General features: G+C 60.7%; 22 protein-coding genes. 8 read left to right on the forward strand and 14 right to left on the reverse strand.

The window, feature by feature from the left end:
* Window positions 1-244: 244 nt before the first annotated feature.
* From alr to QMK54_RS13115, 5 genes are all read right to left on the reverse strand, one after another.
* Window positions 245-1,474, reverse strand: a complete 1,230-nt coding sequence (gene alr / locus QMK54_RS13095; protein ID WP_223595820.1) for an alanine racemase — start codon at window positions 1,472-1,474, stop codon at window positions 245-247.
* Between the two features lie 350 nt (window positions 1,475-1,824).
* The gene (locus QMK54_RS13100; protein ID WP_223595818.1) at window positions 1,825-2,250 is read right to left on the reverse strand and encodes a GNAT family N-acetyltransferase; all 426 of its coding nucleotides are present in this window, start codon (window positions 2,248-2,250) and stop codon (window positions 1,825-1,827) included.
* A gap of 276 nt (window positions 2,251-2,526) precedes the next feature.
* Window positions 2,527-3,582, reverse strand: coding sequence for a hypothetical protein (locus QMK54_RS13105; RefSeq protein ID WP_320402669.1), 1,056 nt, complete (start codon window positions 3,580-3,582; stop codon window positions 2,527-2,529).
* Window positions 3,583-3,677: 95 nt separating this feature from the next.
* Window positions 3,678-4,058, reverse strand: a complete 381-nt coding sequence (locus QMK54_RS13110) for a RidA family protein (protein WP_154908640.1) — start codon at window positions 4,056-4,058, stop codon at window positions 3,678-3,680.
* Between the two features lie 26 nt (window positions 4,059-4,084).
* Window positions 4,085-5,221, reverse strand: a complete 1,137-nt coding sequence (locus tag QMK54_RS13115; protein WP_320402670.1) for an FAD-dependent oxidoreductase — start codon at window positions 5,219-5,221, stop codon at window positions 4,085-4,087.
* A 183-nt stretch (window positions 5,222-5,404) separates the two neighbouring features.
* Here QMK54_RS13115 and QMK54_RS13120 point away from each other — a divergent pair, with 183 nt between their 5' ends.
* Entirely contained in the window at window positions 5,405-6,019 is a 615-nt protein-coding gene (locus QMK54_RS13120; RefSeq protein WP_320402671.1) for an XRE family transcriptional regulator, read from the forward strand.
* Between the two features lie 18 nt (window positions 6,020-6,037).
* Here the strand turns inward: QMK54_RS13120 and QMK54_RS13125 are convergent, their stop codons facing one another.
* The gene (locus QMK54_RS13125) at window positions 6,038-6,472 is read right to left on the reverse strand and encodes a helix-turn-helix domain-containing protein (protein ID WP_110657972.1); all 435 of its coding nucleotides are present in this window, start codon (window positions 6,470-6,472) and stop codon (window positions 6,038-6,040) included.
* An 81-nt stretch (window positions 6,473-6,553) separates the two neighbouring features.
* Between QMK54_RS13125 and QMK54_RS13130 the strand changes: the two genes are divergently transcribed.
* The 5 genes from QMK54_RS13130 to QMK54_RS13150 all read left to right on the forward strand — a co-directional run bounded on the left by QMK54_RS13130 (window position 6,554) and on the right by QMK54_RS13150 (window position 10,704).
* Window positions 6,554-7,048 (forward strand): DUF2938 domain-containing protein, encoded by a 495-nt coding sequence (locus QMK54_RS13130; RefSeq protein WP_320402672.1) that lies wholly within the window; start codon window positions 6,554-6,556, stop codon window positions 7,046-7,048.
* A 71-nt stretch (window positions 7,049-7,119) separates the two neighbouring features.
* Entirely contained in the window at window positions 7,120-7,890 is a 771-nt protein-coding gene (locus QMK54_RS13135) for an APH(3')-II family aminoglycoside O-phosphotransferase (protein WP_320402673.1), read from the forward strand.
* Between the two features lie 505 nt (window positions 7,891-8,395).
* A complete protein-coding gene (locus QMK54_RS13140) occupies window positions 8,396-9,760 on the forward strand; it encodes an OprD family porin (protein WP_223595797.1) in 1,365 nt (454 codons plus the stop codon).
* Between the two features lie 80 nt (window positions 9,761-9,840).
* On the forward strand, window positions 9,841-10,374 hold the full coding sequence (locus QMK54_RS13145; protein WP_110657962.1) for a molybdopterin-dependent oxidoreductase: 534 nt from the start codon (window positions 9,841-9,843) through the stop codon (window positions 10,372-10,374).
* 33 nt (window positions 10,375-10,407) lie between these two features.
* Entirely contained in the window at window positions 10,408-10,704 is a 297-nt protein-coding gene (locus QMK54_RS13150; RefSeq protein WP_110657960.1) for a hypothetical protein, read from the forward strand.
* 16 nt (window positions 10,705-10,720) lie between these two features.
* Here QMK54_RS13150 and QMK54_RS13155 read toward each other — a convergent pair whose 3' ends face one another.
* Window positions 10,721-11,479 carry a DUF899 domain-containing protein gene (locus QMK54_RS13155; protein WP_320402674.1) on the reverse strand — a complete coding sequence of 253 codons (759 nt, stop codon included), beginning with the start codon at window positions 11,477-11,479 and terminating at the stop codon, window positions 10,721-10,723.
* Window positions 11,480-11,563: 84 nt separating this feature from the next.
* Here QMK54_RS13155 and QMK54_RS13160 point away from each other — a divergent pair, with 84 nt between their 5' ends.
* Window positions 11,564-12,784: a helix-turn-helix domain-containing protein gene (locus QMK54_RS13160; protein ID WP_320402675.1), complete on the forward strand. Its 1,221-nt coding sequence runs from the start codon at window positions 11,564-11,566 to the stop codon at window positions 12,782-12,784.
* A 35-nt stretch (window positions 12,785-12,819) separates the two neighbouring features.
* Window positions 12,820-13,452, forward strand: a complete 633-nt coding sequence (locus QMK54_RS13165; protein WP_320402676.1) for a PQQ-binding-like beta-propeller repeat protein — start codon at window positions 12,820-12,822, stop codon at window positions 13,450-13,452.
* Window positions 13,453-14,252: 800 nt separating this feature from the next.
* On the opposite strand, the gene QMK54_RS13170 is transcribed toward QMK54_RS13165, so the two are convergent.
* From QMK54_RS13170 to QMK54_RS13200, 7 genes are all read right to left on the reverse strand, one after another.
* Window positions 14,253-14,654 (reverse strand): GFA family protein, encoded by a 402-nt coding sequence (locus QMK54_RS13170; RefSeq protein WP_223595791.1) that lies wholly within the window; start codon window positions 14,652-14,654, stop codon window positions 14,253-14,255.
* A 570-nt stretch (window positions 14,655-15,224) separates the two neighbouring features.
* Complete coding sequence (locus QMK54_RS13175; RefSeq protein ID WP_320402677.1) at window positions 15,225-16,085, reverse strand: CAP domain-containing protein; 861 nt, start codon at window positions 16,083-16,085, stop codon at window positions 15,225-15,227.
* A 254-nt stretch (window positions 16,086-16,339) separates the two neighbouring features.
* Entirely contained in the window at window positions 16,340-16,714 is a 375-nt protein-coding gene (locus QMK54_RS13180; RefSeq protein WP_110660954.1) for a RidA family protein, read from the reverse strand.
* Window positions 16,715-16,743: 29 nt separating this feature from the next.
* The gene (locus QMK54_RS13185; protein ID WP_320402678.1) at window positions 16,744-17,466 is read right to left on the reverse strand and encodes a DUF3726 domain-containing protein; all 723 of its coding nucleotides are present in this window, start codon (window positions 17,464-17,466) and stop codon (window positions 16,744-16,746) included.
* Window position 17,467: 1 nt separating this feature from the next.
* Window positions 17,468-19,183, reverse strand: a complete 1,716-nt coding sequence (locus QMK54_RS13190) for a hypothetical protein (RefSeq protein ID WP_320402679.1) — start codon at window positions 19,181-19,183, stop codon at window positions 17,468-17,470.
* A 23-nt stretch (window positions 19,184-19,206) separates the two neighbouring features.
* Entirely contained in the window at window positions 19,207-20,760 is a 1,554-nt protein-coding gene (locus QMK54_RS13195; protein WP_320402680.1) for a BCCT family transporter, read from the reverse strand.
* A 106-nt stretch (window positions 20,761-20,866) separates the two neighbouring features.
* Complete coding sequence (locus QMK54_RS13200; RefSeq protein ID WP_320402681.1) at window positions 20,867-21,853, reverse strand: dipeptidase; 987 nt, start codon at window positions 21,851-21,853, stop codon at window positions 20,867-20,869.
* Window positions 21,854-21,858 lie beyond the last annotated feature (5 nt).

Here is a 21,858-nt window from a genome sequence, read left to right on the forward strand (position 1 = left end):
GCTTTCGCTTCCGAACGCCGGGGGCGGGCGTGATCAAACACCATGGCGCAGTAGTGAATATCTCAGGCGACTGCGCCGACATCGGCGATACGTTGAGTCAGCGCGGAAAAAAACATAATGGTCAACTTCCGACAAGAGAATGCGACCTCTCTCCTGTCGGTCCCTGCCATACATTTGAGGTTTTGCGCGCTTGGCAAAACGGTGCACGAATGAGCGTGCCCGGTAATTTACGATGGTGGTGGGATTACTTCTCGACCAGTATTTTCGGGTTGGCACTGCCCCAGACGGTGTAGAGGTCGGCCAGAAGCGCACCGTTGATCTCTTCGACTTCAGCCTGGCTGACTTCGTTTGCGCCTTGCTTGCCGAACAGCACTACTTCATCACCTGCCTTGACGTCGGGTGCATCCGAGACATCGACCATCACGGTGTTCATCGAAACCTTGCCCACCACCGGCACGCGATGTCCATTGATCAATACCACGCCTTTATTGGTGAACACGCGGCGATACCCATCGGAGTAACCGACCGTGATGTTGGCGAGTTTCGAATCACGTGTCAGGGTGAAGGTGCGGTCGTAACCCACTGTGTTTCCAGCGGGATAGTTATTGACCGAGGCCACATGCGACTTGAATTGCATCACGCGCCGATATTCAGTGCGCGAAATGACGGTATCGCCAAACAACGCGCCGCCCGTGCGCACCATGTCCAGGCGCGATTCGGGTACTTCCAGGGTGGCGAAGGAGTTGGCCGCGTGCAGGGTGATTTTCTTGCGATCGAGCTGGGCCACGTCCATCAGCCAAGCCGCTTGTTCATTGAAGGTTGCCAGGCCCTTGCGTACGTCGTCCTTATCCTCCACCGCGAAGTGGGTCATGATTGCGACCACTTCCAGATTCGGTACCTTTGTGATTGCCACGGCGTCTTTCTTGCCCTGTTCGGTGGCCATTTCCACGCCGTTACGGCTCATGCCGCTTGAGTTGAGGCCGATGTGCACTTGCAGTTTGCGACCGTGTTTATGTGCAAGATCGGCCGCCTGGCGGGCGAAATCGAGGTTGCCAACCAGTTCCTCGATGTTGTACTGCAGAGCATTTTCCAGCTCCCCCAAGGAAGCGGTGCGAACACGGATTAACTGACCTTTAAAGCCGCTTTCGCGAACCACTCGCGCCTCTTCGTTACTGGCGACCGCCACACACGGTACACCGAGCGCGATCACCGAAGGCATCACCAACCCGATACCATGACCATAAGCGTCGGCTTTTAGTACCGCACAGAGTTTCGACTTGCCGGCGAGCTCCGCTTGCAGGGCTCGGATATTGTGCTCTAACGCGGTCTTGTTGATTTCAATCCAGGCATTACTGATTTGCGCAGTCAGCTCGGAGTTGCCATTAGTAAGCGACAGCGGCGGCGCCGCCTGAGCCTGGCTCTGCAAAAAAAACAGGCCGAGGGACAACGCTAGAACAGTACGAGTAAAGGGCATTTGAAACTCTCCATGTAATCGGTCTTTTTATTATTCCGATGCCGATTATTGGAAGGCGATGTAAGTTGCCGTTGTACGCCGCGTTCGAAGATGTAGAAACATGTAAGGAATTTGTTCGCGCTCACCTTGGCGCTAAGCGATGGCATCAGGAATGTGTGTTACGAGGATGGCTACCCACTAAGAAAACATCCGGAGACTGGTACGGAGTACCCGCCGGGTTTGCGCCAGCTGTTGATTGCTCCTTGTCCGTCTTCCCATCGAGAATCACGGGCCCTTAACAACGCAAGGTCAGTTGGGCGGACGCTTACGCTGAAGCTGGCGCGACCTGTCGTATAGCTACATTAGTCAGATCAGGCGACCCAGCGCATCACCTTCTCAAGGTGGCCAGTGTGCGCGTCCAGTTGTTCATTGAGAACTACAAAGCCCTGGTTCTCATAGAGATGGATACCAGGCGCATTCGCCGAATACACAGTCAGCTGTAGAGTTGACCTGGATGCCATGGCGTCCGCGAGAAGCTGCGAACCGATACCGTCCCCCTGACGCTCAGGCGATACGAATAGCGCCGCAAGTGTGTCTCCATATACAGAGCAGAATCCTACTACCGTCCCGTCTGCCTCAAATACTCGGGACATGGCGCCGGGTAGGTAGATTTCACGCATAGCATCAAGCTGGCTACGCCAGAATTCGGGGGCTATGAAGTGATGCGCCTGGATTGACGCTCGTAGCCAAATGTCCAATACGGGCTCTAGGTCAACGTTTCGAAAGTCGCGGATCATGAGGCCTCAGCGATTGAGTCAGGAAGAAAACATTGTGCCATACGCGTGCTCCGCGCAACGGTGCTCCATCTGCAGATCTGCCTGGCACTGATTCTGATCGATCAACAATATTTGGGGCGGGATCTGTGACCGCCAACGCCAGTGCTGGTTTGCTCTGGGCGTTGACAGTCTGATTGCGCCGCTGGCGATGAGTATCGCCCCGTACGGCCTGCCGATACCTTTGATAGCCACGGTCGCATTGATCGTTTTTTTACTCAGCGCGCCACTATCGACTATTTAAGCCTGGGCCAGGCGTCCTACGCGTAACCAGCCAACGACCACTGCGCCAATCAGCAAAAAGCCCAGGTAGCCAAAGAGTGGATAGACCTGGCCCACCAGGTTGACAAACCCGACAAGGCTGCCGACGAAAGCCAGTGCGCCAGCGGCCGCTGAGCCGATGCGGAATTTGCGAGTGCCTGCCGGCAGTAGCCGGGCCGAAAAGGAATACAGGGTACCGACGGCCGTGTTGACGATCATCAGGAAAATGATCACCGCCATCAGCAGGCCGAGGACCGGCGAAACCTCCGTGGCGATGGACAGCATGGGCATTGGCAAATCCGCCACGCTGTCCAGGCGTGACAGCAATCCGAGGCTCATCACCAGCATCAGCAGCCCCAGCAATGCGCCACCGAGGATGCCACCCCAGATGGCCTGCTTCTCGGATTTCGCAGCGCCGCCCATGATCGCCAGAAACGGCACCCCGGCCACAATGTTGTAAGACACGTACAACAACGCTCCCAGCAGCCAATGGCTCGCGCCGGCTTCTTGCTGGCTGGCCAGTTGATTGAGTTCACCGAAACTCAAGCCCCGGGTGGCGGCACCATACAGGGCCACCGCTACCGCCGTCAGGATCAACAGCGGAGTGACAGCGCCGATCATGCCAATGACCTTCTGCACATCCAGGCACACGATGGCAACCACGATCAAGGTCACCGCCACGCTGCCGAACAGGGCGGGGATGCCGAACTGTTGTTCCAGCAAGGCGCCGCCGCCGGCCAACATGACCACGGTCACCGCAAACATGAAGAAGGTGATCATCAGGTCGACAAAGGTGCCCAGGTAGCGTCCGCACAGTGCATAGACGACGTCCTTGTGGGACTTTGCCCGCAGGCGGCTACCCATACCCGCCAATGCCATCCCGAGAAAGGTGAAGAGCGCGGCGCTGACCACCGCCCCGAGCAGTCCCCATACGCCAAAATCCACGAACATCATCTGCAGTTCCCGACCGGAGGCGAATCCTGCACCGACGATCACACCGACAAATGCACCGGCTATTTTCAGACTTTCTTTCATGACGATTTCCCTCGAATTGTTTTTGTTATGGCTTATGGGGACGACCACTGTTCATGGCCGTCCCGGGGCATCGCACTGGCAAACAGCTGGGTGGATCAGCGGGCGCCGACCCAGGCCTGGACTTCGATCTCCACATCGACCCCCAGCGCCAACTGGGCGCCGCCGACGGTGGAGCGCACCGGGAAACCATTCTCGAAGTGGCGCTTGTACACCTCGTTGAAACCGGCGAAATGTTGCATGTCCGACAGCCACACCGTGGCCTTCACCACCTGGTCAAAACCCACGCCGCATTCGGCCAGGGTCTCGCCGATGCGGGCCATGGCGGCCTCGGTTTGCTCGCGGATATCACCGAGCACCACTTCGCCCAGAGGGTTCATCGGGACTTGCCCCGAGAGGAACAGAAAGTCGCCGACCCGAATGGCCTTGGAGAACGGATAGGGCAGGTGGCTGGGGTAACGCTGAAAATTGTCAGACATGGTTTGCAACCTCATTGGGGGGATGATCAGCGCAAGCGACCAGGTGCCAGGCGTTGTGGCTCGACGCCTTGGCGGCGCAGTGTTTCGGGTAGGGGTTGATCGAGCAATTGGGCACAGGCCAGTTGCGATACGCCGGCCGCGGACTGAATGCCATAACCACCCTGTGCCGCCAGCCAGAAGAAGCCTTCCCGGTGATCGTCCCAGCCGACCACCAGATCACCGTCGGCGACGAACGAGCGCAGGCCGGCCCAGCTGTGGCGTGGGCGGCGGATGGTCAAGGAGGTGGCGGCTTCGATGTGGTAGATCCCGGTGGCGATGTCCAGCTCTTCGGGCATCACGTCCTGTGGCGGGACGGGATCGGCGTTGGCCGGTGAGCCAAGCAGTTGGCCAGCGTCCGGTTTGAAGTAAAAACTTTCGTCGATGCCGATCACCGCCGGCCAGCGTGAGAAGTCCACGCCCTCAGGGCCGTCGAAGGTAAAGGCGGTGCGTCGGCAGGGTTGCATCCCAATGGGCTTCACACCGCATTGCTGCGCCACCTGGTCGGCCCAGGCACCTGCGGCGTTCACCAGATTGCGCGCGCGCAACTGGCGGCCGTCGGCCAGTGTCAGGTGCCAATGACGGCCCTCGCGGGTGGCGACACTCAGTTGGGCATCGCATTTCAGTACGCCACCGGCACGGCGCATGGCCCGCAAAAAACCTTGGTGCAGTGCGTGGACGTCCAGGTCGCGGGCGTCAGTTTCGAGCATCGCCCCGACAATCGCCTCCGGGCGCAGGCAGGGCACCATCGCGAGGGCCTGCTCGGTATCAATCAATGAAACATTGCCAGCTTGTGCCAGGCCGGTATCGAAGGTTTGTCGCAGCAGGGATTGTTGCCCCTCACCGGCGACGTACAGACAGCCGCGAGGCTCCAGCAGCGCATGTTCGGTGAAGTCGGTTGGCGGTTGCTCATAGAAGTCCCGGCTGGCACGGGTCAATGCCTGGATCTGCGGTGTGCCATAGCTTTCCATGAACATCGCGGCGGAGCGTCCGGTGGCGTGATAACCCGGCTGGCTCTCACGCTCGAGCACCACAACGCTGGCTTGCCCGGCCAAGCGATAGGCCAGGGAGGCCCCCGCAATACCGCCGCCGATGATGGCGAAATCGAAACACTCGCTGTCCTGCATACCGAAGTCACTCCTGTCTCTGGGGATGGGGAAAATTAGTTTTCCCCTTATTTTTATAATTCTCAGATACGAGAAATGTAAGATATGAGAATTCCCCAGTCAACCCATTACCTTGAGGTATTATTCCAGCCCTTGCCTTGGCTCAGCCCCAGGCGCCGTTTTTCGTACGACAGAGAAGTCTGCATGAGTTCCGATCGAGTCTCGTGTCCCACGGACCATCCCTTGATAGATCGCGCCCAGGTCGGCGCGCGCCTGCGTGTCCTCCGCAAAAACCAGAAGTTGACGCTGAAACAACTGTCCGAGCGTTCGGGCGTGGCGCTGTCGACCTTGTCGAAGATGGAGCTGGCGCAAGTGTCGGTGAGTTACGAAAAACTCGCGGCCGCCGCTCGTGCCCTGAGTGTGGACATTTCCCAGCTGTTCAGCCCGGCCAAGGCGGGCGTCAGCGAAGTACAGCCCACGGTAGTCAGCACCGCCATCGACAGTGCGGCGAGCTACAGCACGGGCAATTATGAATATCACCCGATGGCGGGGGATTTCCCCGGGCGCAGCATGACGCCCATGTACGCGCGGATCTGTGCGCGTGAACTGAACCAGTTCGAAGACTACATCCGTCACCCCGGACAAGAGTTCGCCGTGGTCCTTTCAGGTCGTGTGCGGATTCAATTCGAAACGGGTGAATTCATCAGCATCGGCTGTCGCGAAACAGCCTATTTCAACAGCTCGATTGGTCATGTTTATCTGGCTGAAGGCGAGGATGGCGCCGATGCTGAAGTGATGGTGGTGATGTCGGAGCACTGATGCGCGTGTACGGAGTGCTCAAGACCGAACGGCCGAAGGGAATGGCGCCGAATGCCTGCCACGTTTAAAGGCGCCAGCCGCCGCGACCTTGAGTAACCTATGAAATCTCGGGCATTCTGCGTGGCTAGGGGCTGGACATTCGGCCGCATGCCGCAATCCCCGACTCATCGCCTGTAGTTGCTTGACGGTCGCATCAATCTCATCGGCCTTGGCCAAAAGCACGTCTCTATCAACAACGGCCTTGCCACTCGGGGAGAGCATGGCATGTATCTCATCCAGCGAGAGACCACCTGCCTGTCCGAGTGCGATAACAGCCAACTGCTCAACCACGGCCGGCGCAAACTGGCGTCGAGCCCCGCGCGGGCTGACCGACGCGATCAAGCCTTTCTTCTCGTAGAAACGCAATGTGTGGGCAGGAATTCCCGTGCGTTTGACGACCTCAGTGATATCCATTTTCAGCCCATTGACTTGAAGTTGACTTCAACTTCTATCATGCATTCGCAAGATAAATTGGTCCATGAACAAGAGGTCTGTATGGCATTGCCGGAAGAGGTTGCACAGGTTTTTCTGCTGGGGGTCGGCGCTACTGTCGTCATGGATTTGTGGATGTTTCTTCTGAAGGCCCTAGGCGTTCCAACGCTGAATTTCGCCTTCGTAGGGCGCTGGGTAGGTCATGTGTGCCAAGGTACATTCGCTCATGCCAGCATTGGACAAGCGATGCCGGTGCGAGGTGAAGTGGCCTTGGGTTGGGTGGCACACTACGTCACGGGCATTGCTTTCGCGGTGTTACTGGTGTGCATTCAAGGTGTTGCCTGGCTGCAGGAACCCACCTTCCTGCCAGCAATCGCTGTGGGCTTCGCGACAGTTGCAGTTCCTCTTTTCGTTATACAGCCCGCCATGGGGGCAGGATTTGCATCCTCTCGGACGCCCACGCCAGCCAGGAACTGCGTGCGCAGTGTGATAAGTCATAGCGTCTTTGGAATTGGCCTCTACCTGTCCGCGGTTTTGATTGCCTTGGCTTCGACGTGAGCAGGGTTTAAGTCTTGCGTGTCATGCAACCGACGGGCAGTCAATCCGCCAACACTTGAGTAAGTGAGAGCATGAATATTCCTACCCAATGGTCCCAAACATTCAGTGGGGCGCCTATAGAACGACAAGCTATCGGAGAGTCAGGCGCCGAGGTTTCTCGCATCCGCTGCATCAACGTCGAACACCTGTTCGTGAAGTCCGAGCCCATTGGTGCACACAGTGAACTGCCGGAGGAGATTGAGCGTCTTCGCTGGATGAATCGGCTTGACCTGCCTGGGCCAACCGTTCTTGATGCTACGACAGAAAACAATCGCCATTGGTTACTCATGAGTGCCGTCCCCGGGCATGATCTGGCCAGTGCCAACGATTTGTCTCCACCCCAAGTTGTCAGCATCCTGGCGATGGCGCTACGTACTCTGCACCAGGTACCCATTGCGACATGTCCCTTTGATCACTCCTTGGAGCAGCGCATTGCAACCGCCAGGCGTCGAGTGAGGGCCGGGCTCGTTGACGAGGCAGACTTTGACGATGAGCGGCTGGGTCGGACCGCTGAGGATGTTTTCGCAGAGATGTTGTCGACGCTCCCTGAAACATATGATCTTGCGGTCACCCATGGCGATGCCTGCCTGCCAAATTTCATGGTCGAAGGAAGTCACTTTACCGGCTATATCGACTGCGGCCGGCTAGGCATCAGTGACATCTATCAAGACCTTGCACTGGCTGTCCGAAGCATAGAGCGCAACCTTGGACAGGCATGGGTAGCGCCATTTTTTCGCGCCTATGGTGTGGAGCCAGATCAGCAACGTATAGCGTTTTACTGTTTGCTAGACGAGTTCTACTGATGAGCTGCAAATGAGATTGCTGAACACCGGCTCCAGTGACAATCGGGCACGGGTATCGTGGAGCGTTGCCCGGACGGCCTCTTCACCGAACACCAGACCCTGAAGGTAGGTGAAGTGCGGGTTGAACAGCCCGAGGGTGTTAAGTACCTGGCGGAGCCTGTTGTGACACCGAATCCCTCGCTGCAACCACCGCACTTTATTTCTGGTGACTCTGTTTTACTTTCTGCTGAACGCATACGGCAAGCGTGATCAAACGCTCCATTCACTTTTGTTAAATTTATTGACTTCAAAGTCAGCTTCTAGAAAGATGCAGGCCGCCAGACCTGTTTCAACCTTTTCCTAGCCTCAATCACGTAGCACCGACGGCGCTTGCAGACCTGCAAGCGGTAAATTTCGCCTATCGCTATATACAAAAATATATAGCGATAGGCGAAAACGTCAGGTCTCGAGGGAATCAGGTCCATGGACACCAAAAAAACAAGAGCCCCGTACCGGAGTAAACACAATGAAGCTGCAACCCCTGGCCCTGGCCATCACCCTGGGTGGCTTGACCCACCAGGCCATCGCCGCCGGTTTTATCGATGACAGCAAGGCCTCGCTGAGCCTGCGCAATTTCTATTTCAATTCGGACAACCGCGAAAGCCAGGACAAGGTGGGCAATGCCGCCTACGCCAGCCAGGCCAAGGAGTGGGGGCAGGGGCTGCAACTCAACGTGATCTCCGGATTCACCCAGGGCACCGTCGGCTTTGGCCTGGACGCCATCGCCATGACCGGGCTGAAACTGGACAGCGGCGGTCGCGTGGGCAAGGCTGGTATTGACCGTACGCCGGGGGCGCTGTTTCCCACGGACAGCGACGGCCACGCGGTCGATGAATATTCCAAGGGCGGCGTGACCGGCAAGGTGCGCATCTCCAAGACCGAGGCGCGGCTGGGCACCCTGCAGCCCAAGCTGCCGGTGATCAACTTCAACGACGGTCGCCTGCTGCCGCAAACCTTCGAAGGCGGGCAGATCACCTCCAGCGAGATCGACGGCCTGACCCTCACCGCCGGCCAACTGCAAAGCACCAAGACCCGCAGTTCCACCGACGATATCGATCTGCGCATCGCCGGCGCGACACGTCCCGCCCGCACTCCGGCCAGCACGCCGCTGGCCGACTCGGACAACTTTGTCTTCGCCGGCGGCGACTACAAGATCAGCAAGGACCTGACCGCCCAGTACTACTACGGCAGTCTCGAAGATTTCTATAAGCAGCACTTCCTCGGCCTGATCCACACCCTGGCCATCGGCCCCGGCGCGTTGAAGACTGATCTGCGCTATTTCAACAGCAGCGCCGATGGCAAGAACGGCAACGCGGCCGGACGTGCCCAGGGCTACAAAAGCAGCGGCTTCTGGAGCGCGGGGGACACCCACGCCGGTGAGGTGGACAACAACACCTGGAGCGCGCTGTTCACCTACAGCCTGAGCGGCCATGCCTTCAGCGCGGGCTACCAGCAAGTGTCCGGCGACAGCGCGTTCCCGTTCGTCAACCAGGGCGACGGCGCCACGGCGTACCTGATCACGGACCGGCAGATCGGCAAGTTCCTCAGCGCCGGCGAGCGCACCTGGCTGGCCGAGTACGGCTATGACTTCGTCGCGCTGGGCGTGCCGGGGCTCAAGACCGTGGTCACTTATCTGAGTGGCGACAACATCGATTCCGCCGCGGGTGATCGCAAGGAATGGGAGCGCGACCTGCGTATCGATTACGCGCTGCAAAGCGGTCCACTCAAGGGGCTGGGCATTTCCTGGCGCAACGCCAGCTTGCGTGGCAATGCCAGCAGTGACCTGGATGAAAACCGCCTGATCCTCAGCTACAGCCTGCCGCTGCTTTAAGCACGGCGTAGCGGTCCCGGGCGGGCGATGCGCGCTCCGGGACCTGCAGGTGATTGGTCAACCACGACAGGAGCATCGCCATGCGTTCCATTTTTTCGACTGTGCAAAGCCTTGTTCGCCCCAGCGCCAAACCCGTGCTGCTGCCCGGCGCAACCATCGATGTGGCGGAACAGACACTCGAGGTGGTCGGGCAAGTACAGAACCCGCTGCGCTTGAGCGTGGCCGACCTGCAAGCCATGCCGGGCTATGACTGGGTGACGCTGACCAGCAACACCTGCGAAGGCAATGCGCAAAAAGCCCGGAAAAAGGGCTATCGCGGCGTGTTGCTGCGGGAAATTGTGCTCAAGGCCGGGTTGCAGAGTGATGACCCCAAGGGCTGGAAACGCGCCTATGTGGTGGCGCGGGCCAGTGACGGTTATGTCGCGTTGTTCAGCTGGAACGAATTGATCAATACCGACGTGGGCGATGCGGTGTTGGTGGTGTATCGACAGCATGCGCACGGGCAGACGGAGCCTGGCGAACACCTTTCATTGGTCTCGGGTAGCGATCGCCACTCCGGGGCTCGTCAGGTGAAGTGGTTGCGCAGCATTGAACTGTGCAGCATCTTTGGCTGACTCACACACAACGCAACACCGAGGAAAATGCCGATGCCTGTCTGCAATTCGCTTGGTTGTGATCGACACCCTTCGGTCGAACAGGTGTTGGGCGGCGAACAGTGGCCGCCCGAATTAGAAGTGGCCCTGAGGGACTTGCTCGAGCAAATGGCCGACGCCGGGCATGAAGTCACGCTGCACAACCTGGGTCGGTTCCTCGGTGACTTTGTGCCGCGCTACACCCTCGATCGTGCCGAGGAATGGCAGGAAAGGGCGACCCGGCGCTGGGTCTTGCAGACCAAGCCAGCACTGGTGGACAAACTGGCGGATGTCTTCATCGGCGCTCAGTGACCGGCACCGCCGGCGCTCACTGGTACTCATCATGCCGGCGCCACCAGGGCCCCGTTTCATTGCGTCCCCTGGGCGCGCGGTCGAGCCACTGGTACATGCTCCACAACCCGTCAAGGCCCCGCGCGTAGGTGGAATAGGTGTGATAGATCGCGCCGTCCTCCAACACAAAGGAGCTCAACCCCGGCCGGTCGCGGGAGTAGGTCGGCGCGTCGGTGCCACAGGTCGCGGCGAACTGTTTCACCGGTTCCGGGATCTGGCTGGCGTCCATGGCATGTCCGCCGCGCTGGTAGTTGTATTCGACCAGCCCTTCACGCTGCTGGGTTTCAGTGAAGTAGACGTTGAAGTCGGCGGTAAAGTCGCTATCGGCGGCCGAGGCCCAGGGGAAGGTCCAGCCCATCCGGCGCTTGTAGGCCTGCAGTTTTACCAAGGGTGCGCGGGAGATCGCCATCAGGGTCACGTTGTGATTGGCCAGGTGGATGACCAAGGGGTCGAAGCCATCGGCAATGGCTGAGCAGGACGGGCAGCCGGCGGTGTAGTCGGGGCCGAACATGAAGTGGTAGACCAGCAATTGCGAGCGCCCCTGAAAGAGCTCGGCCAGGGTTGCATTGCCGTTGTCGGTCTCGAATCGGTACGTCTTGTCGAGGCGAACCCACGGCAATGCCTGGCGTTGCCTGGCCACTTCATCGCTGCGTCGGGTCAGGGCCTTTTCCGCTTCGAGCAGTTGCAGGCGTGCCGTCAGCCATTGGTCACGGGTCGCGGTTTTGTGCGTGTTCATCGCTGTACGCTCCTGGTGAAAGGTCGTGATTTAGACTAAACCCGGGTATCGAATGATGGGAGTGACAAGCGTGGCGGGATTTCGATGGACTCGATGATCACGGCAGCCGCCCAGGCGCTGGCGGCGGGCAATCCGCTCGGCGCACTGGACCGCGTGGCCTTGCGTGACGATGCGCCGGCGCTGGCCCTGCGCGGTATCGCCATGGCGCAACTGGGCGACCTGGTGCGGGCCCGGGCGCTGCTCAAGCGCGCGCAACGAGCTTTCGCGCCCAAAGAAGTGCTGGCCCGGGCGCGCTGTGTGGTGGCCGAGGCCGAAATCGCCCTGGCTTCGCGGGAGCTCGGCTGGCCGGTCAAGGCGCTCGAAACGGCGCGGGTCACCCTTGAGCAACACGGTGACCGGGTCAATGCCGCCCATGCGCGGTATCTGCAAATCCGCCGCTTGCTGCTGATCGGTCAACTCGATGAAGCGCAGCAGTTACTGGCCGGACTCGACCCCGGCGCGTTGCCGCCGGCGTTGCGCGCAACCCATGAGCTGGTGCTGGCGGGGATCGCCATTCGACGCCTGCAATCGAGCGCGGCACGGGATGCGTTGACCAGGGCCCGGCAGGCAGCCGGTCAAACGGGAATTGCCGCATTGATGGCCGAGGTCGAACACGCTGCGCAACTGCTCGATGCCCCCGCGGCACGCCTGATTGCCCAAGGGGAAGCACGGCCGCTGTTGCTCGAGGAAGTTGAAGCCTTGCTCAGCTCAACGTCGCTGGTGGTGGATGCCTGCCGCTACGCCGTGCGTGGCTGTGGCATGTCGGTGTCGCTCGCGACGCGGCCGATCCTGTTCCTGCTGGCCCGCGCATTGGCCGAAGCGTGGCCCGCCGACGTGGCGCGGGAAACGCTGATCGCCCGGGCGTTCCGCTTGAAGCTCGCGGATGAATCCCATCGCGCCCGGCTTCGCGTGGAAATCGGCAGGCTGCGTCAAGCGCTCAGGCCCTTGGCCGGCATCACCGCGACAGCTCGCGGTTATGCGCTGCAATCGCCTGTGTGTACCGATGTGGTGACATTGGCGCAACCGGTCGAGGAAAAATTTGCCGCGGTCTTTGCCTGCCTCGCCGATGGTGAGTCGTGGTCGAGTTCCGCCCTGGCATTGGCGCTGGGCACCAGCCAGCGCACGGTGCAACGGGCGCTCGATACACTGGCGGAGCAGGGCAAGGTGCAGTGGTTTGGCCGTGGCCGCGCACGGCGCTGGATGACACCGCCCGTGCCGGGTTTCGCGACGACCTTGTTACTCCCGGCGCCGCTGCCCGGTGGCTAGGATGAACGCCACCAACCCCAATGAGGAATGCCGGAATGAAACACGCAACTGCTGAAGTCATTCGTGAATATGGCCCGTTTGCCGATGTCGACCATGTGTGCGGCGTGACCTGGGACGGCGAAAAGGTCTGGTTCGCCTGCAACGACAAAATCAACGCCCTGGACCCGGAAAGCGGCAAGGTGCTGAGCTCCATCGATGTCGCCGCCCATGCGGGCACCGCGTTCGATGGCGAGCACCTGTTCCAGATCGCCGAAGACCGCATCCACAAGATCGACCCGCGCAGCGGCCGCATCCTCTCGACGATTCCTGCGCCTGGCGCAGGCTCCGATTCGGGGCTGACCTGGGCCGAAGGGACGTTGTGGGTGGGCCAGTACCGCGAACGCAAGATCCACCAGATCGACCCCGAGACGGGCAAGATCCTGCGCACCATCGAATCCAACCGCTACGTCACCGGCGTGACCTGGGTGCAAGGCTCGCTGTGGCATGGCACCTGGGAGGGCGACAAGAGTGAACTGCGGCGCATCGACTCGCAAACCGGTGAAGTGCTGGAGAGCCTCAAGATGCCGGAGGGCGTCGGCGTGTCGGGACTGGAGTCCGATGGCGGCGAGCGGTTGTTCTGCGGTGGTGGGGGTAGCGGCAAGGTGAGGGTGGTGCGCCGGCCTTCGTGAAGCACGGACGCAGAGCAAGCCTGCTCCCACATTGTCCAGGGTGTACGCAGATATCGCGTTCGACGCAAATCAACTGTGCGGGCTTGCTCGCGAAGACGGTGGGTCAGGCGCCATGGATGTTGAATGTGCCGGCCTCTTCGCGAGCAAGCCCGCTCCCACATTCTTCGAGGGTGTACGCAGATTTCGCGTTCGACGCAAATCAACTGTGGGAGCGGGCTTGCTCGCGATGGCGGTGGGTCAGGCGCCATGGATGTTGAATGTGCCGGCCTCTTCGCGAGCAAGCCCGCTCCCACATTGCTCGCGGGGGTACGCAGATATCGCATTCGACGCAAATCAACTGTGGGAGCGGGCTTGCTCGCGAAGGCGGTGGGTCAGGCGCCATGGATGTTGAATGTGCCGGCCTCTTCGCGAGCAAGCCCGCTCCCACATTCTTCGAGGGTGTACGCAGATTTCGCGTTCGACGCAAATCAACTGTGGGAGCGGGCTTGCTCGCGAAGACGGTGTGTCAGGCGCCATGGATGTTGAATGTGCCGGCCTCTTCGCGAGCAAGCCCGCTCCCACATTCTTCGAGGGTGTACGCAGATATCGCATTCGACGCAAATCAACTGTGGGAGCGGGCTTGCTCGCGATGGCGGTGGGTCAGGCGCCATGGATGTTGAATGTGCCGGCCTCTTCGCGAGCAAGCCCGCTCCCACATTCTTCGAGGGTGTACGCAGATATCGCATTCGACGCAAATCAACTGTGGGAGCGGGCTTGCTCGCGAAGACGGTGTGTCAGGCGCTATGGATGTTGAATGTGCCTCAGTCCGTCTGAGGATGCTGATCGCTGATGTCGTGCCAGTCCGCTTTCGAGCCGACATGCACATGTTTTTGCTTGCGGGGGCGCAGCGGCGTATCCAGGGTGCCGAGGGCAATCGAAACCCAGTCGGAAAATGCGCCTGTCGAGTCAGTCCAGAACAGTGAAGATCCACAGCGGCAACAGAACCGCCGCGTGACGCCTTTGGACGATTCATAGGCCATCAGCGAATCAGTGCCGGTCATGATCGATAGCGCCGAGGCGGGTGTGCTCGCGTAGGTCGCAAACGCAGCCCCATGGCTCTTTCGGCATTGGCCGCAATGGCAATGGGTGACGGCTTTCAGCTCGCTCGACAAGCCATATTTAACGGTGCCGCAGAGGCAACTGCCCCGGTGAAACTCATCCATGTAACGTCATCTCCTTGTCGATAGTATTTTTGTTTCCTGCCGGGTTTTCTGCTGGTCGAAATCGGTCTAAAAGCCTGGTTGGCAATCGCGCCTGTTTTGCTATTCTCAATCCTGTAGGTGAAGACGCAGACTGATGCGCAAAAGGATAGCAAGGAGACGTGGGGCGCGTTCCGAAGGGTACACGGTTAGAAAGATCCCCGCGCTGGGATCCAGCCCTTATGCCGTGTGAAGCAGAAGAGTTCCATTACGGTTTCACGACTCTTTTGTGGGAGGCCTGATAAACCTTGTAAGCCGGAGACCAGCACCGGCCACCTACTTGTTACATTCACCCACAAAGCCCGCTCAGAGCGGGCTTTTTAATGCCCGTACGGTGGGGCTGGCCGGGGATTCAAGTACCTGTAGGAGCCGGCTTGCTGGCGATGGACCCAAGTCCGCCGAGTGAGTCCAGATAGCACGCGTTATCGTTAACGACCTTCGCCAGCAAGCCGGCTCCTACAAGGGACCTGCCCACGCCGAAATGAAGTGACCTCCAAACCTGTTAATGCCCGCACGGTGAGGCTGGCCGGCGGCTCAAGGCGCGCCAAACAGCATTGTCCAGTAAACACCATTGTCGCTGCGCGCGTTGGCGGCGTACGCGGCACCGACCTGGGTGAACATCGGGTTCATCAGGTTGGCGCAATGCCCGGGGCTGGCGAGCCAGCCGGCCATGGCCTTGCTCGGGGAGCCTTGCCCGGCGGCGATGTTTTCACCGATCTGGCGGCCACGGTAACCGGCGGCCCTGGCGCGGTCGGAGGGCATGTCGCCGTCGGGGTCCTGGTGGGCGAAATAGTTGCCGTAGGCCATGGCCTTGCTGTGGCTTTGTGCAGCGGAACCCAAGGCCGAACTCCAGGACAGCGGTCGCGCGGCGGCGAAACGCTGGCGACCGCACAGGCGCGGTTTGCCCCGGGCTGCGTTGACCTGCGCCAGCAACGCCTGGGCGGCGCTGCGTGGATCGCCGGTTTGCCCGTCGAGTACCGGCTTGGCAAGTACCACTTGCCACTCACTGCCGGCGCGGCTGACGCCGATATCGGCGTATTGGTTGTCGAGCAGCGCGGCGCAGTGCTCGTCCTGGAACATATCGAACGCTTCTTCGGCATCCCGTGCACCCACCACGCGGATCGACCGCACCATGGTGGCCTGATAGCCGGAAGCCTTTAACCGGTCCCGCAACCCACCGCCGTAGCCAACGGGCAGGGCCAGGTTCGATTTCAGCCTCAGGGGTGATAAACGTTGCGTCGGTCGCCGGTCGCAGCCTTGCGGATGGGCGCGATAGTCGTTGATGGCGTCGACCAGTTGTCGTTGCCCATCGGCGTGGGCGGGGCTGGCGAAAACGGGGAGCAGGGAGAACAGGCACAGCGAAGAAAAGCGCAAGGCAACGACAGTTTGGCGCATGGACGGACAACTCGAATGAGATGACGACGATAGGAGAGGAAAAAACGCTGGGGTATGACTGGCTTCCTGGAACAAGGTTCACGGCGAACGTGAACCTGTTTATTGTCGGAGCGAAATGTCCGACGAAGGGTAGGTCTTCTGTGGGAGCGGGCTTGCTCGCGATGGACTCCAGGACACCGCTGGGTGTCAGGCAGCCAGCGTTATCGTTAGCGCCCATCGCGAGCAGGCTCGCTCCTACAGGGTGCTGGGGCGGGTCAGTCCATACAGGCGTACACCACCAACTCCACCAGCATTTCTTCCCGGGCCAAACCTGCCACGACTATGGCAGCACGATTGGGGTAGGGCGCCTGGAAGTACTCGGCGTAGACGGCATTCACGGTTGCCAGATAACTGCGGTCGGTGACGTAGATCAGCACCTGGGTGACCGCGTCCAGCGAACTGCCGGCGGCTTGCAGGGTATGGCGCAGGTTGTCCAGGGTTTGCCGGGTTTGCGCTTCGATGCCGCCGCTCACCACCTGGCCCTGACGGTCGATGGGGATTTGCGCGGTGTACAGCGTGCCGTTGCCGACAACCGCCCATTCCAATGGCGCGCGCGAGGCAAAGAGATCGGTCTTGATCGCCTGTTTCATGGATGATTCCTGATGCAGATTTGAGGGTTTTATCGGGTGTCGCTGCCTTCGCCGGCGCCACGGCGACGGGATTCTTCGGTGCTTTCCACCAGCACCCGCTCACCGAGTTTCTTCAACTGGGCCCAGACTTCATCATTGACCTGCAGCCCACCCGCGGGGGTTGGCTGACTGTGTTCAAACGTCGGGGCCGCGTCTTCGGCACTCAGCCGTGGCAGCAGCGCGAAGTGCCTGGACATCAGCACGTTGATGCTTTGCTCGTCGCCCTGCGCCGGTTGCGGCAGGTCATACACGCGCAAGGCCGGGTGGGTGTTCCCGGCGCTGAAGGTGGCCACCAGTTCCTGCCGGGCATCGCGCCAATACACACAAAAGTTCAGGCCTTCTCCGGCACAGCGCGCCAGGTAGCCCAGCAGCAGAATGCGGTTGTGGCAGTGACGAATGCGGATCAGCGCACTACCGCCACGCAAGGCCTTGCCCACCCCCAGTTCGATGGCCTGGGCGGCGCAGCGCAACACGCTTTGGCCATGGGCATCGAGGGTCAGTTGCGTGGCGTCTTCGTAGCAGGTTTCGATGGGCCGATCGACTTCATCGTGAAGAAAGTCCAAGGCCTTTTTCAGCGCGCCGATGCCGTCGAGGCCTTGCTGTTGCAGCCTGGCGATCATCTCGGCGGCGTCGTCGCAATCACCGGGCGCAAAACCGATGCCTTCGAAGGCCTTGCGGCAGATCACCTGGATTTCATTGAGTGATACGCGCATTTCAGAGTGCTCCGGCAGCGTTGGTCAGTTCAGGCATGACGGCGAAATTCCAGTCGTCGGCGAACGGCTGGCCGATCTCGCTGACCAGCGGTGCCCCCTGGAACAAGGTGATGCGCACCCAGCGGCTGGACTTGGGGTCGAACTTGCCAGCGCCGAAGAACGCCAGTTTGCAGCGCAGCAAGTGGATCGGCAGCATGCCGCGGTCCATCAGGTTGGCGCGGATCTCGCCGAAGGCGCAGCGGGCCATGCCCTGCAGGCGGCAGACAGTGCCTTTGAACTGCGGCAGTGCCAGCAGAAAGTGCGCGGTCAATTGCCGTGGGTGTTGCTCGCGGTAGGCCAGCAGGGCGCGATGACAACGTTGAATGTTGTGCGCGATCCCCAACTGCATTTCTTTCTCTGCGCCTGGCTCCATGGCCCGTTCGCCGAGGCGTGGCTCTTCCTTTTCCGCCGAGCGATACCAGAAGAAGTGGTTGGCCTCGGCACCGCTCAAGTCGTACTCGAGCGCCCAGCGGTACTCGGTCTCGATGAGGTCGCTCAGTTCATCCAGCGGCATCTCGGCATTCAGGCGAAACCCCTCGTTGACCGACATCTGCCCGGCCAGCGGATCGACCTGTTCGGGGTACAACTCCAGCAGCAGGCTGACCAGCAGTTCCTGGCAACCGGCGCCGACGTTCACGTCGGCCCAGGCTTGCAGGCGCGACCACAAGCCGGCGTTGACCGACTGGCCGGTGAACCACTCGGCCAGATGATCGAGATCGGCCAGCGTCTGCTGGTCGATACCGCTTTGTCGTTGGTCATCGGTGCGGGTTTGCTGCAAGTGTTGACGGGCCCGTTGCAGCAATGCCTGGAAGCGCTGCGCCTGAGGCACGTCAGCTGCTTGGGCCAGCACCAACCCCAACGCCGTTTCCCGCGCCCACATCCACTGGTTGACCAGTTGCGGGTGGTTGATCAGGAACGGCGCCATGCCCAGTCCCGTGGAATTGCCGACTCCAAGGTAACGCTGCAGGGCCGGGGCCAGACCCACCGCCCGCTGCGGGTTGCGCGCCCGGGCCATGTGCTCGATCTGTTCGATGCTGAAATGCCGCAGCAGGTACACGGTAAACATTTGCGCACTGAAGGGTTGCGTGAAGTCCGCCGTGCCTTGCAGGCAACTGAAGTCGGCGATGCCGAACTTGCCGTTGCCGTATACCGCGGTGGTGCGATACAGGTAGCCGACCTCGGCCAGTTGCCGAGGGTCTGGCTGGCAACCTTCGGCCAGCGCTTCGAGGAAACGCTCGAAGTTGCGCAGGCTGCGGTTGGCCCGCGACAGCACCAACACTCGCGAATCGAATCGCCCGGCTTCCTGCAGCGGCACATTGCGTCGCAAGTCAGCCAATTGCTGCTCGTCGACGTCGCCGGCGAGCAGGACAAAACTGACGTCCCACTGATCGGCAATGACCCGGTCGCTGCGCTTTTCCGGTGGCAGGTACATGGAAAAAATGACGCAGTGATAATGGGCACTGGCGGTGTCGATGCGGTAGATCGCCGTACCAAAGCCCTCGGCGTCCAGGTCGAAGCAGGTGCGCTGGATGCGCCACTGCTCGTTCATCATCCGCCGCATGCTGCTGCGCACGAAACTCAAGCGGCTCTGAAAGTGACTGCCCAGCCGCTCCAGGTCCATGACCCGGGCGGCGGGCCGCAAGGTCGGAGAGGTGTCTGCGTCGGTGTGCGACATCATTGCGATTCCTGAACTGTTCATCATCAGACTGCCTGTTCGCGAGCCATCTGCCGGGCGATGCGCAGTGCATCCCAGAGCGACGGCAGGATCAGCAGTGAAACCGGTACGGCGGTAATTACGATAAAGGATTGCAGCGCCGTGACCCCGCCCGAACCAATGGTGATCAACACCACGGCGGCCAGGCCCATGCCGATGGCCCAGAAGGCCCGCAGCCATGCTTTCGGCTTGTCATTGCTGGACATGGCCATCGCCACGGTGAACGCCATGGCATCGCCGTTGGTGGCCACCGAGATGAAGCTCAGGAACAGGAACAGCGCCGAGATCAGTCCACCCAAGGGCAGGTTCTGGGTCACGCCCAGCAGCAGGTCTTCGGGCTGCGCGCCGTGGGCGGTGACGATGCCCGGGGTTTGCAATTCCATACCGATGCCGGCGCCACCGACGATGGTGAACCAGAACATGGTCACCAGCGGTGCGATGATCGACAGGGTCATGATCACTTCACGGATGGTCCGGCCACGGGAAATCTTCGCCACGTACAGGGCAACCATTGGCGCGTAGCCAATGAACCAGCCCCAGTAGAACACCGTCCACCAGTCGAGCCATTTCGGATCGGCGCGGAACAGGGTCATCGGAATGAACTGCTCCAGGTGCAAGGCAAACGCGCTGGGAAAGCCGCCGAGAATGAAGGCGGTGGGCCCGAGCAGCACCATGAACACCGCCAGGCCGATCATCAGCCAGACGTTGATACCACTGACGAAGCGGATGCCCTCCAGCCCGACCAGGCAGGAGATGGTGTACATCACCGTGACCAGCACGATGGTGATGGACTGCACCACCAGGTCGTTGGGAATGCCCCATACCGAGTGCAACGCACTGCTGATCTGCAGGCCGAGGAACCCGATCGGGCCGATGGTGCCAGCAACCACGGCGATGATCGAGGTGGCGTCCGCCAGCGTGCCGATCGGTCCCTTGAGCGCACGTTCGCCGAACAACGGATAGAGCAGGGTGCGCGGCGCCAGCGGCAGGCCTTTGTCGTAATGCAGATGCATCAGCACGATGGCCAGCAGGCTGCCCAGCACTGCCCAGGCCAGGAAGCCCCAGTGCACGAATGATTGCGCGAGCGCAACGTGTGCGGCGGCTTCGGTGTGCGGTTGCACCCCGGCGAACAACGGCGGCGGGCTGGCGAAGTGCATCATCGGTTCCGCTGCCGCCCAGAACGCGCCGCCGCCAGCGAGCAGGGCGCACATGATCACGGCGATCCAGTTGAAGGTGCTGGTATCGGGACGCTGGTCGACGCCGCCCAGGCGTACCCGCCCGCATTTGCTGAAACAGATGAACAGGCTCATGGCGAAGGTCGCGAGCATCAGGATCTGCCAGTACAAGCCGAAGAACTTCGTCGACCAGGCGAACAGCGTGTTCACCAGGTGCGACACGCCATCGATGTCGACCAGTGCCGCGATCAGGAAGGCGCCAAGGAAGCCGCCACTGATCAGGAACAGCGGCCAGTCGATGTCTTTTTTCGGCGGTGCAAGGTCCATTGGCTGGACGTCGGCTTGCAGGGTGTCGGAAGTTTTCATGATGCCTCCAAAATACGCGCCTGGGGCTGTGCATCGCCGGTCGGGGAGATGAACGGGAGGCTATTGTTGTTATTTTTCATGCTGTCCTCACGGTGTCGATCAAGAGTCAGTTTTGCGCCGTCGTAGCGTTTTCCAGCAGGCGCAGCCAGTTGAGTCCCATGATGTTGCGTACCTCGTCCTCGGCGAAGCCTCGGTCGCGCAGGCCCTGGGCGATGACCGGGAAGTCCCGGCTGTCACGGAACCATTGCAGCGGTGCCGGCCAGTTGGCGTTGTCCTTGGATCCTTCGCCGTAATCCTTGTCTTTGCTCCAGCGCCCGTTGCGCATCCATTCGAGCACTTGCAGCGGTTGTTGCTGGCACAGGTCGGTGCCGATGCCGATGTGTTCGACGCCCATCAATTCCGCGGTGCTGGCGACCATGTCGCAGAAGTCTTCCAGGGTGCAGCCCGACGCACCCTTGAGGTGGAACGGGTAAGTGCTGAAACCGAGCAGGCCGCCGGACTCGGCGATACCGCGCAACACCGCGTTGGATTTGTTGCGCTTGGCCGCGTGGAAACTCGACGGGTTGGCGTGGGAGACGATCACCGGCCGGCTCGACAGCTCGATGGCTTCAAGCGTGCTGCGCTCGGCGCTGTGGGACATGTCGATGAGCATGCCGACGCGGTTCATCTCGCGGATCACCTGGCGGCCGAAACGGCTGATGCCATTGTCTTCGGTCTCGTAGCAACCGCTGGCCAGCAGGCTCTGGTTGTTGTAGGTGAGCTGCATGATCAGCACACCGAGCTGGCGGAAAACCTCCACCAGGCTGATGTCGTCTTCAATCGGCGAGCAGTTCTGGAAACCGAAGAAAATCCCCACGCGGCCTTCCTGATGGGCCAGGCGAATGTCCGACGCCTCGCGCACCGGACGAATCAGCTCGGGCCAGGTTTCGAAGCGGCGGTTCCACTCGCCGATGCGCGACAGGGTTTCCCGGGCGTTCTCGTGGTAGGCGATGGTGGCGTGCACCGCGCTCAGGCCGCCTTCGCGCATCTGGCGAAAGATCTCTTCGTTCCAGTGGGAATATTGCAGGCCGTCGATCATCAATAAGTCGTGCATGCTGA

Source organism: Pseudomonas sp. P5_109 (genome assembly GCF_034009455.1).
Lineage (GTDB): Bacteria > Pseudomonadota > Gammaproteobacteria > Pseudomonadales > Pseudomonadaceae > Aquipseudomonas.

Coding starts and splice junctions, on each gene's coding strand:
- alr (WP_223595820.1), bottom strand. CDS start 1,474: ATGCCCTTTACTCGTACTGTTCTAGCGTTGTCCCTCGGCCTGTTTTTT.
- QMK54_RS13100 (WP_223595818.1), bottom strand. CDS start 2,250: ATGATCCGCGACTTTCGAAACGTTGACCTAGAGCCCGTATTGGACATT.
- QMK54_RS13105 (WP_320402669.1), bottom strand. CDS start 3,582: ATGAAAGAAAGTCTGAAAATAGCCGGTGCATTTGTCGGTGTGATCGTC.
- QMK54_RS13110 (WP_154908640.1), bottom strand. CDS start 4,058: ATGTCTGACAATTTTCAGCGTTACCCCAGCCACCTGCCCTATCCGTTC.
- QMK54_RS13115 (WP_320402670.1), bottom strand. CDS start 5,221: ATGCAGGACAGCGAGTGTTTCGATTTCGCCATCATCGGCGGCGGTATT.
- QMK54_RS13120 (WP_320402671.1), top strand. CDS start 5,405: ATGAGTTCCGATCGAGTCTCGTGTCCCACGGACCATCCCTTGATAGAT.
- QMK54_RS13125 (WP_110657972.1), bottom strand. CDS start 6,472: ATGGATATCACTGAGGTCGTCAAACGCACGGGAATTCCTGCCCACACA.
- QMK54_RS13130 (WP_320402672.1), top strand. CDS start 6,554: ATGGCATTGCCGGAAGAGGTTGCACAGGTTTTTCTGCTGGGGGTCGGC.
- QMK54_RS13135 (WP_320402673.1), top strand. CDS start 7,120: ATGAATATTCCTACCCAATGGTCCCAAACATTCAGTGGGGCGCCTATA.
- QMK54_RS13140 (WP_223595797.1), top strand. CDS start 8,396: ATGAAGCTGCAACCCCTGGCCCTGGCCATCACCCTGGGTGGCTTGACC.
- QMK54_RS13145 (WP_110657962.1), top strand. CDS start 9,841: ATGCGTTCCATTTTTTCGACTGTGCAAAGCCTTGTTCGCCCCAGCGCC.
- QMK54_RS13150 (WP_110657960.1), top strand. CDS start 10,408: ATGCCTGTCTGCAATTCGCTTGGTTGTGATCGACACCCTTCGGTCGAA.
- QMK54_RS13155 (WP_320402674.1), bottom strand. CDS start 11,479: ATGAACACGCACAAAACCGCGACCCGTGACCAATGGCTGACGGCACGC.
- QMK54_RS13160 (WP_320402675.1), top strand. CDS start 11,564: ATGGACTCGATGATCACGGCAGCCGCCCAGGCGCTGGCGGCGGGCAAT.
- QMK54_RS13165 (WP_320402676.1), top strand. CDS start 12,820: ATGAAACACGCAACTGCTGAAGTCATTCGTGAATATGGCCCGTTTGCC.
- QMK54_RS13170 (WP_223595791.1), bottom strand. CDS start 14,654: ATGGATGAGTTTCACCGGGGCAGTTGCCTCTGCGGCACCGTTAAATAT.
- QMK54_RS13175 (WP_320402677.1), bottom strand. CDS start 16,085: ATGCGCCAAACTGTCGTTGCCTTGCGCTTTTCTTCGCTGTGCCTGTTC.
- QMK54_RS13180 (WP_110660954.1), bottom strand. CDS start 16,714: ATGAAACAGGCGATCAAGACCGATCTCTTTGCCTCGCGCGCGCCATTG.
- QMK54_RS13185 (WP_320402678.1), bottom strand. CDS start 17,466: ATGCGCGTATCACTCAATGAAATCCAGGTGATCTGCCGCAAGGCCTTC.
- QMK54_RS13190 (WP_320402679.1), bottom strand. CDS start 19,183: ATGATGTCGCACACCGACGCAGACACCTCTCCGACCTTGCGGCCCGCC.
- QMK54_RS13195 (WP_320402680.1), bottom strand. CDS start 20,760: ATGAAAACTTCCGACACCCTGCAAGCCGACGTCCAGCCAATGGACCTT.
- QMK54_RS13200 (WP_320402681.1), bottom strand. CDS start 21,853: ATGCACGACTTATTGATGATCGACGGCCTGCAATATTCCCACTGGAAC.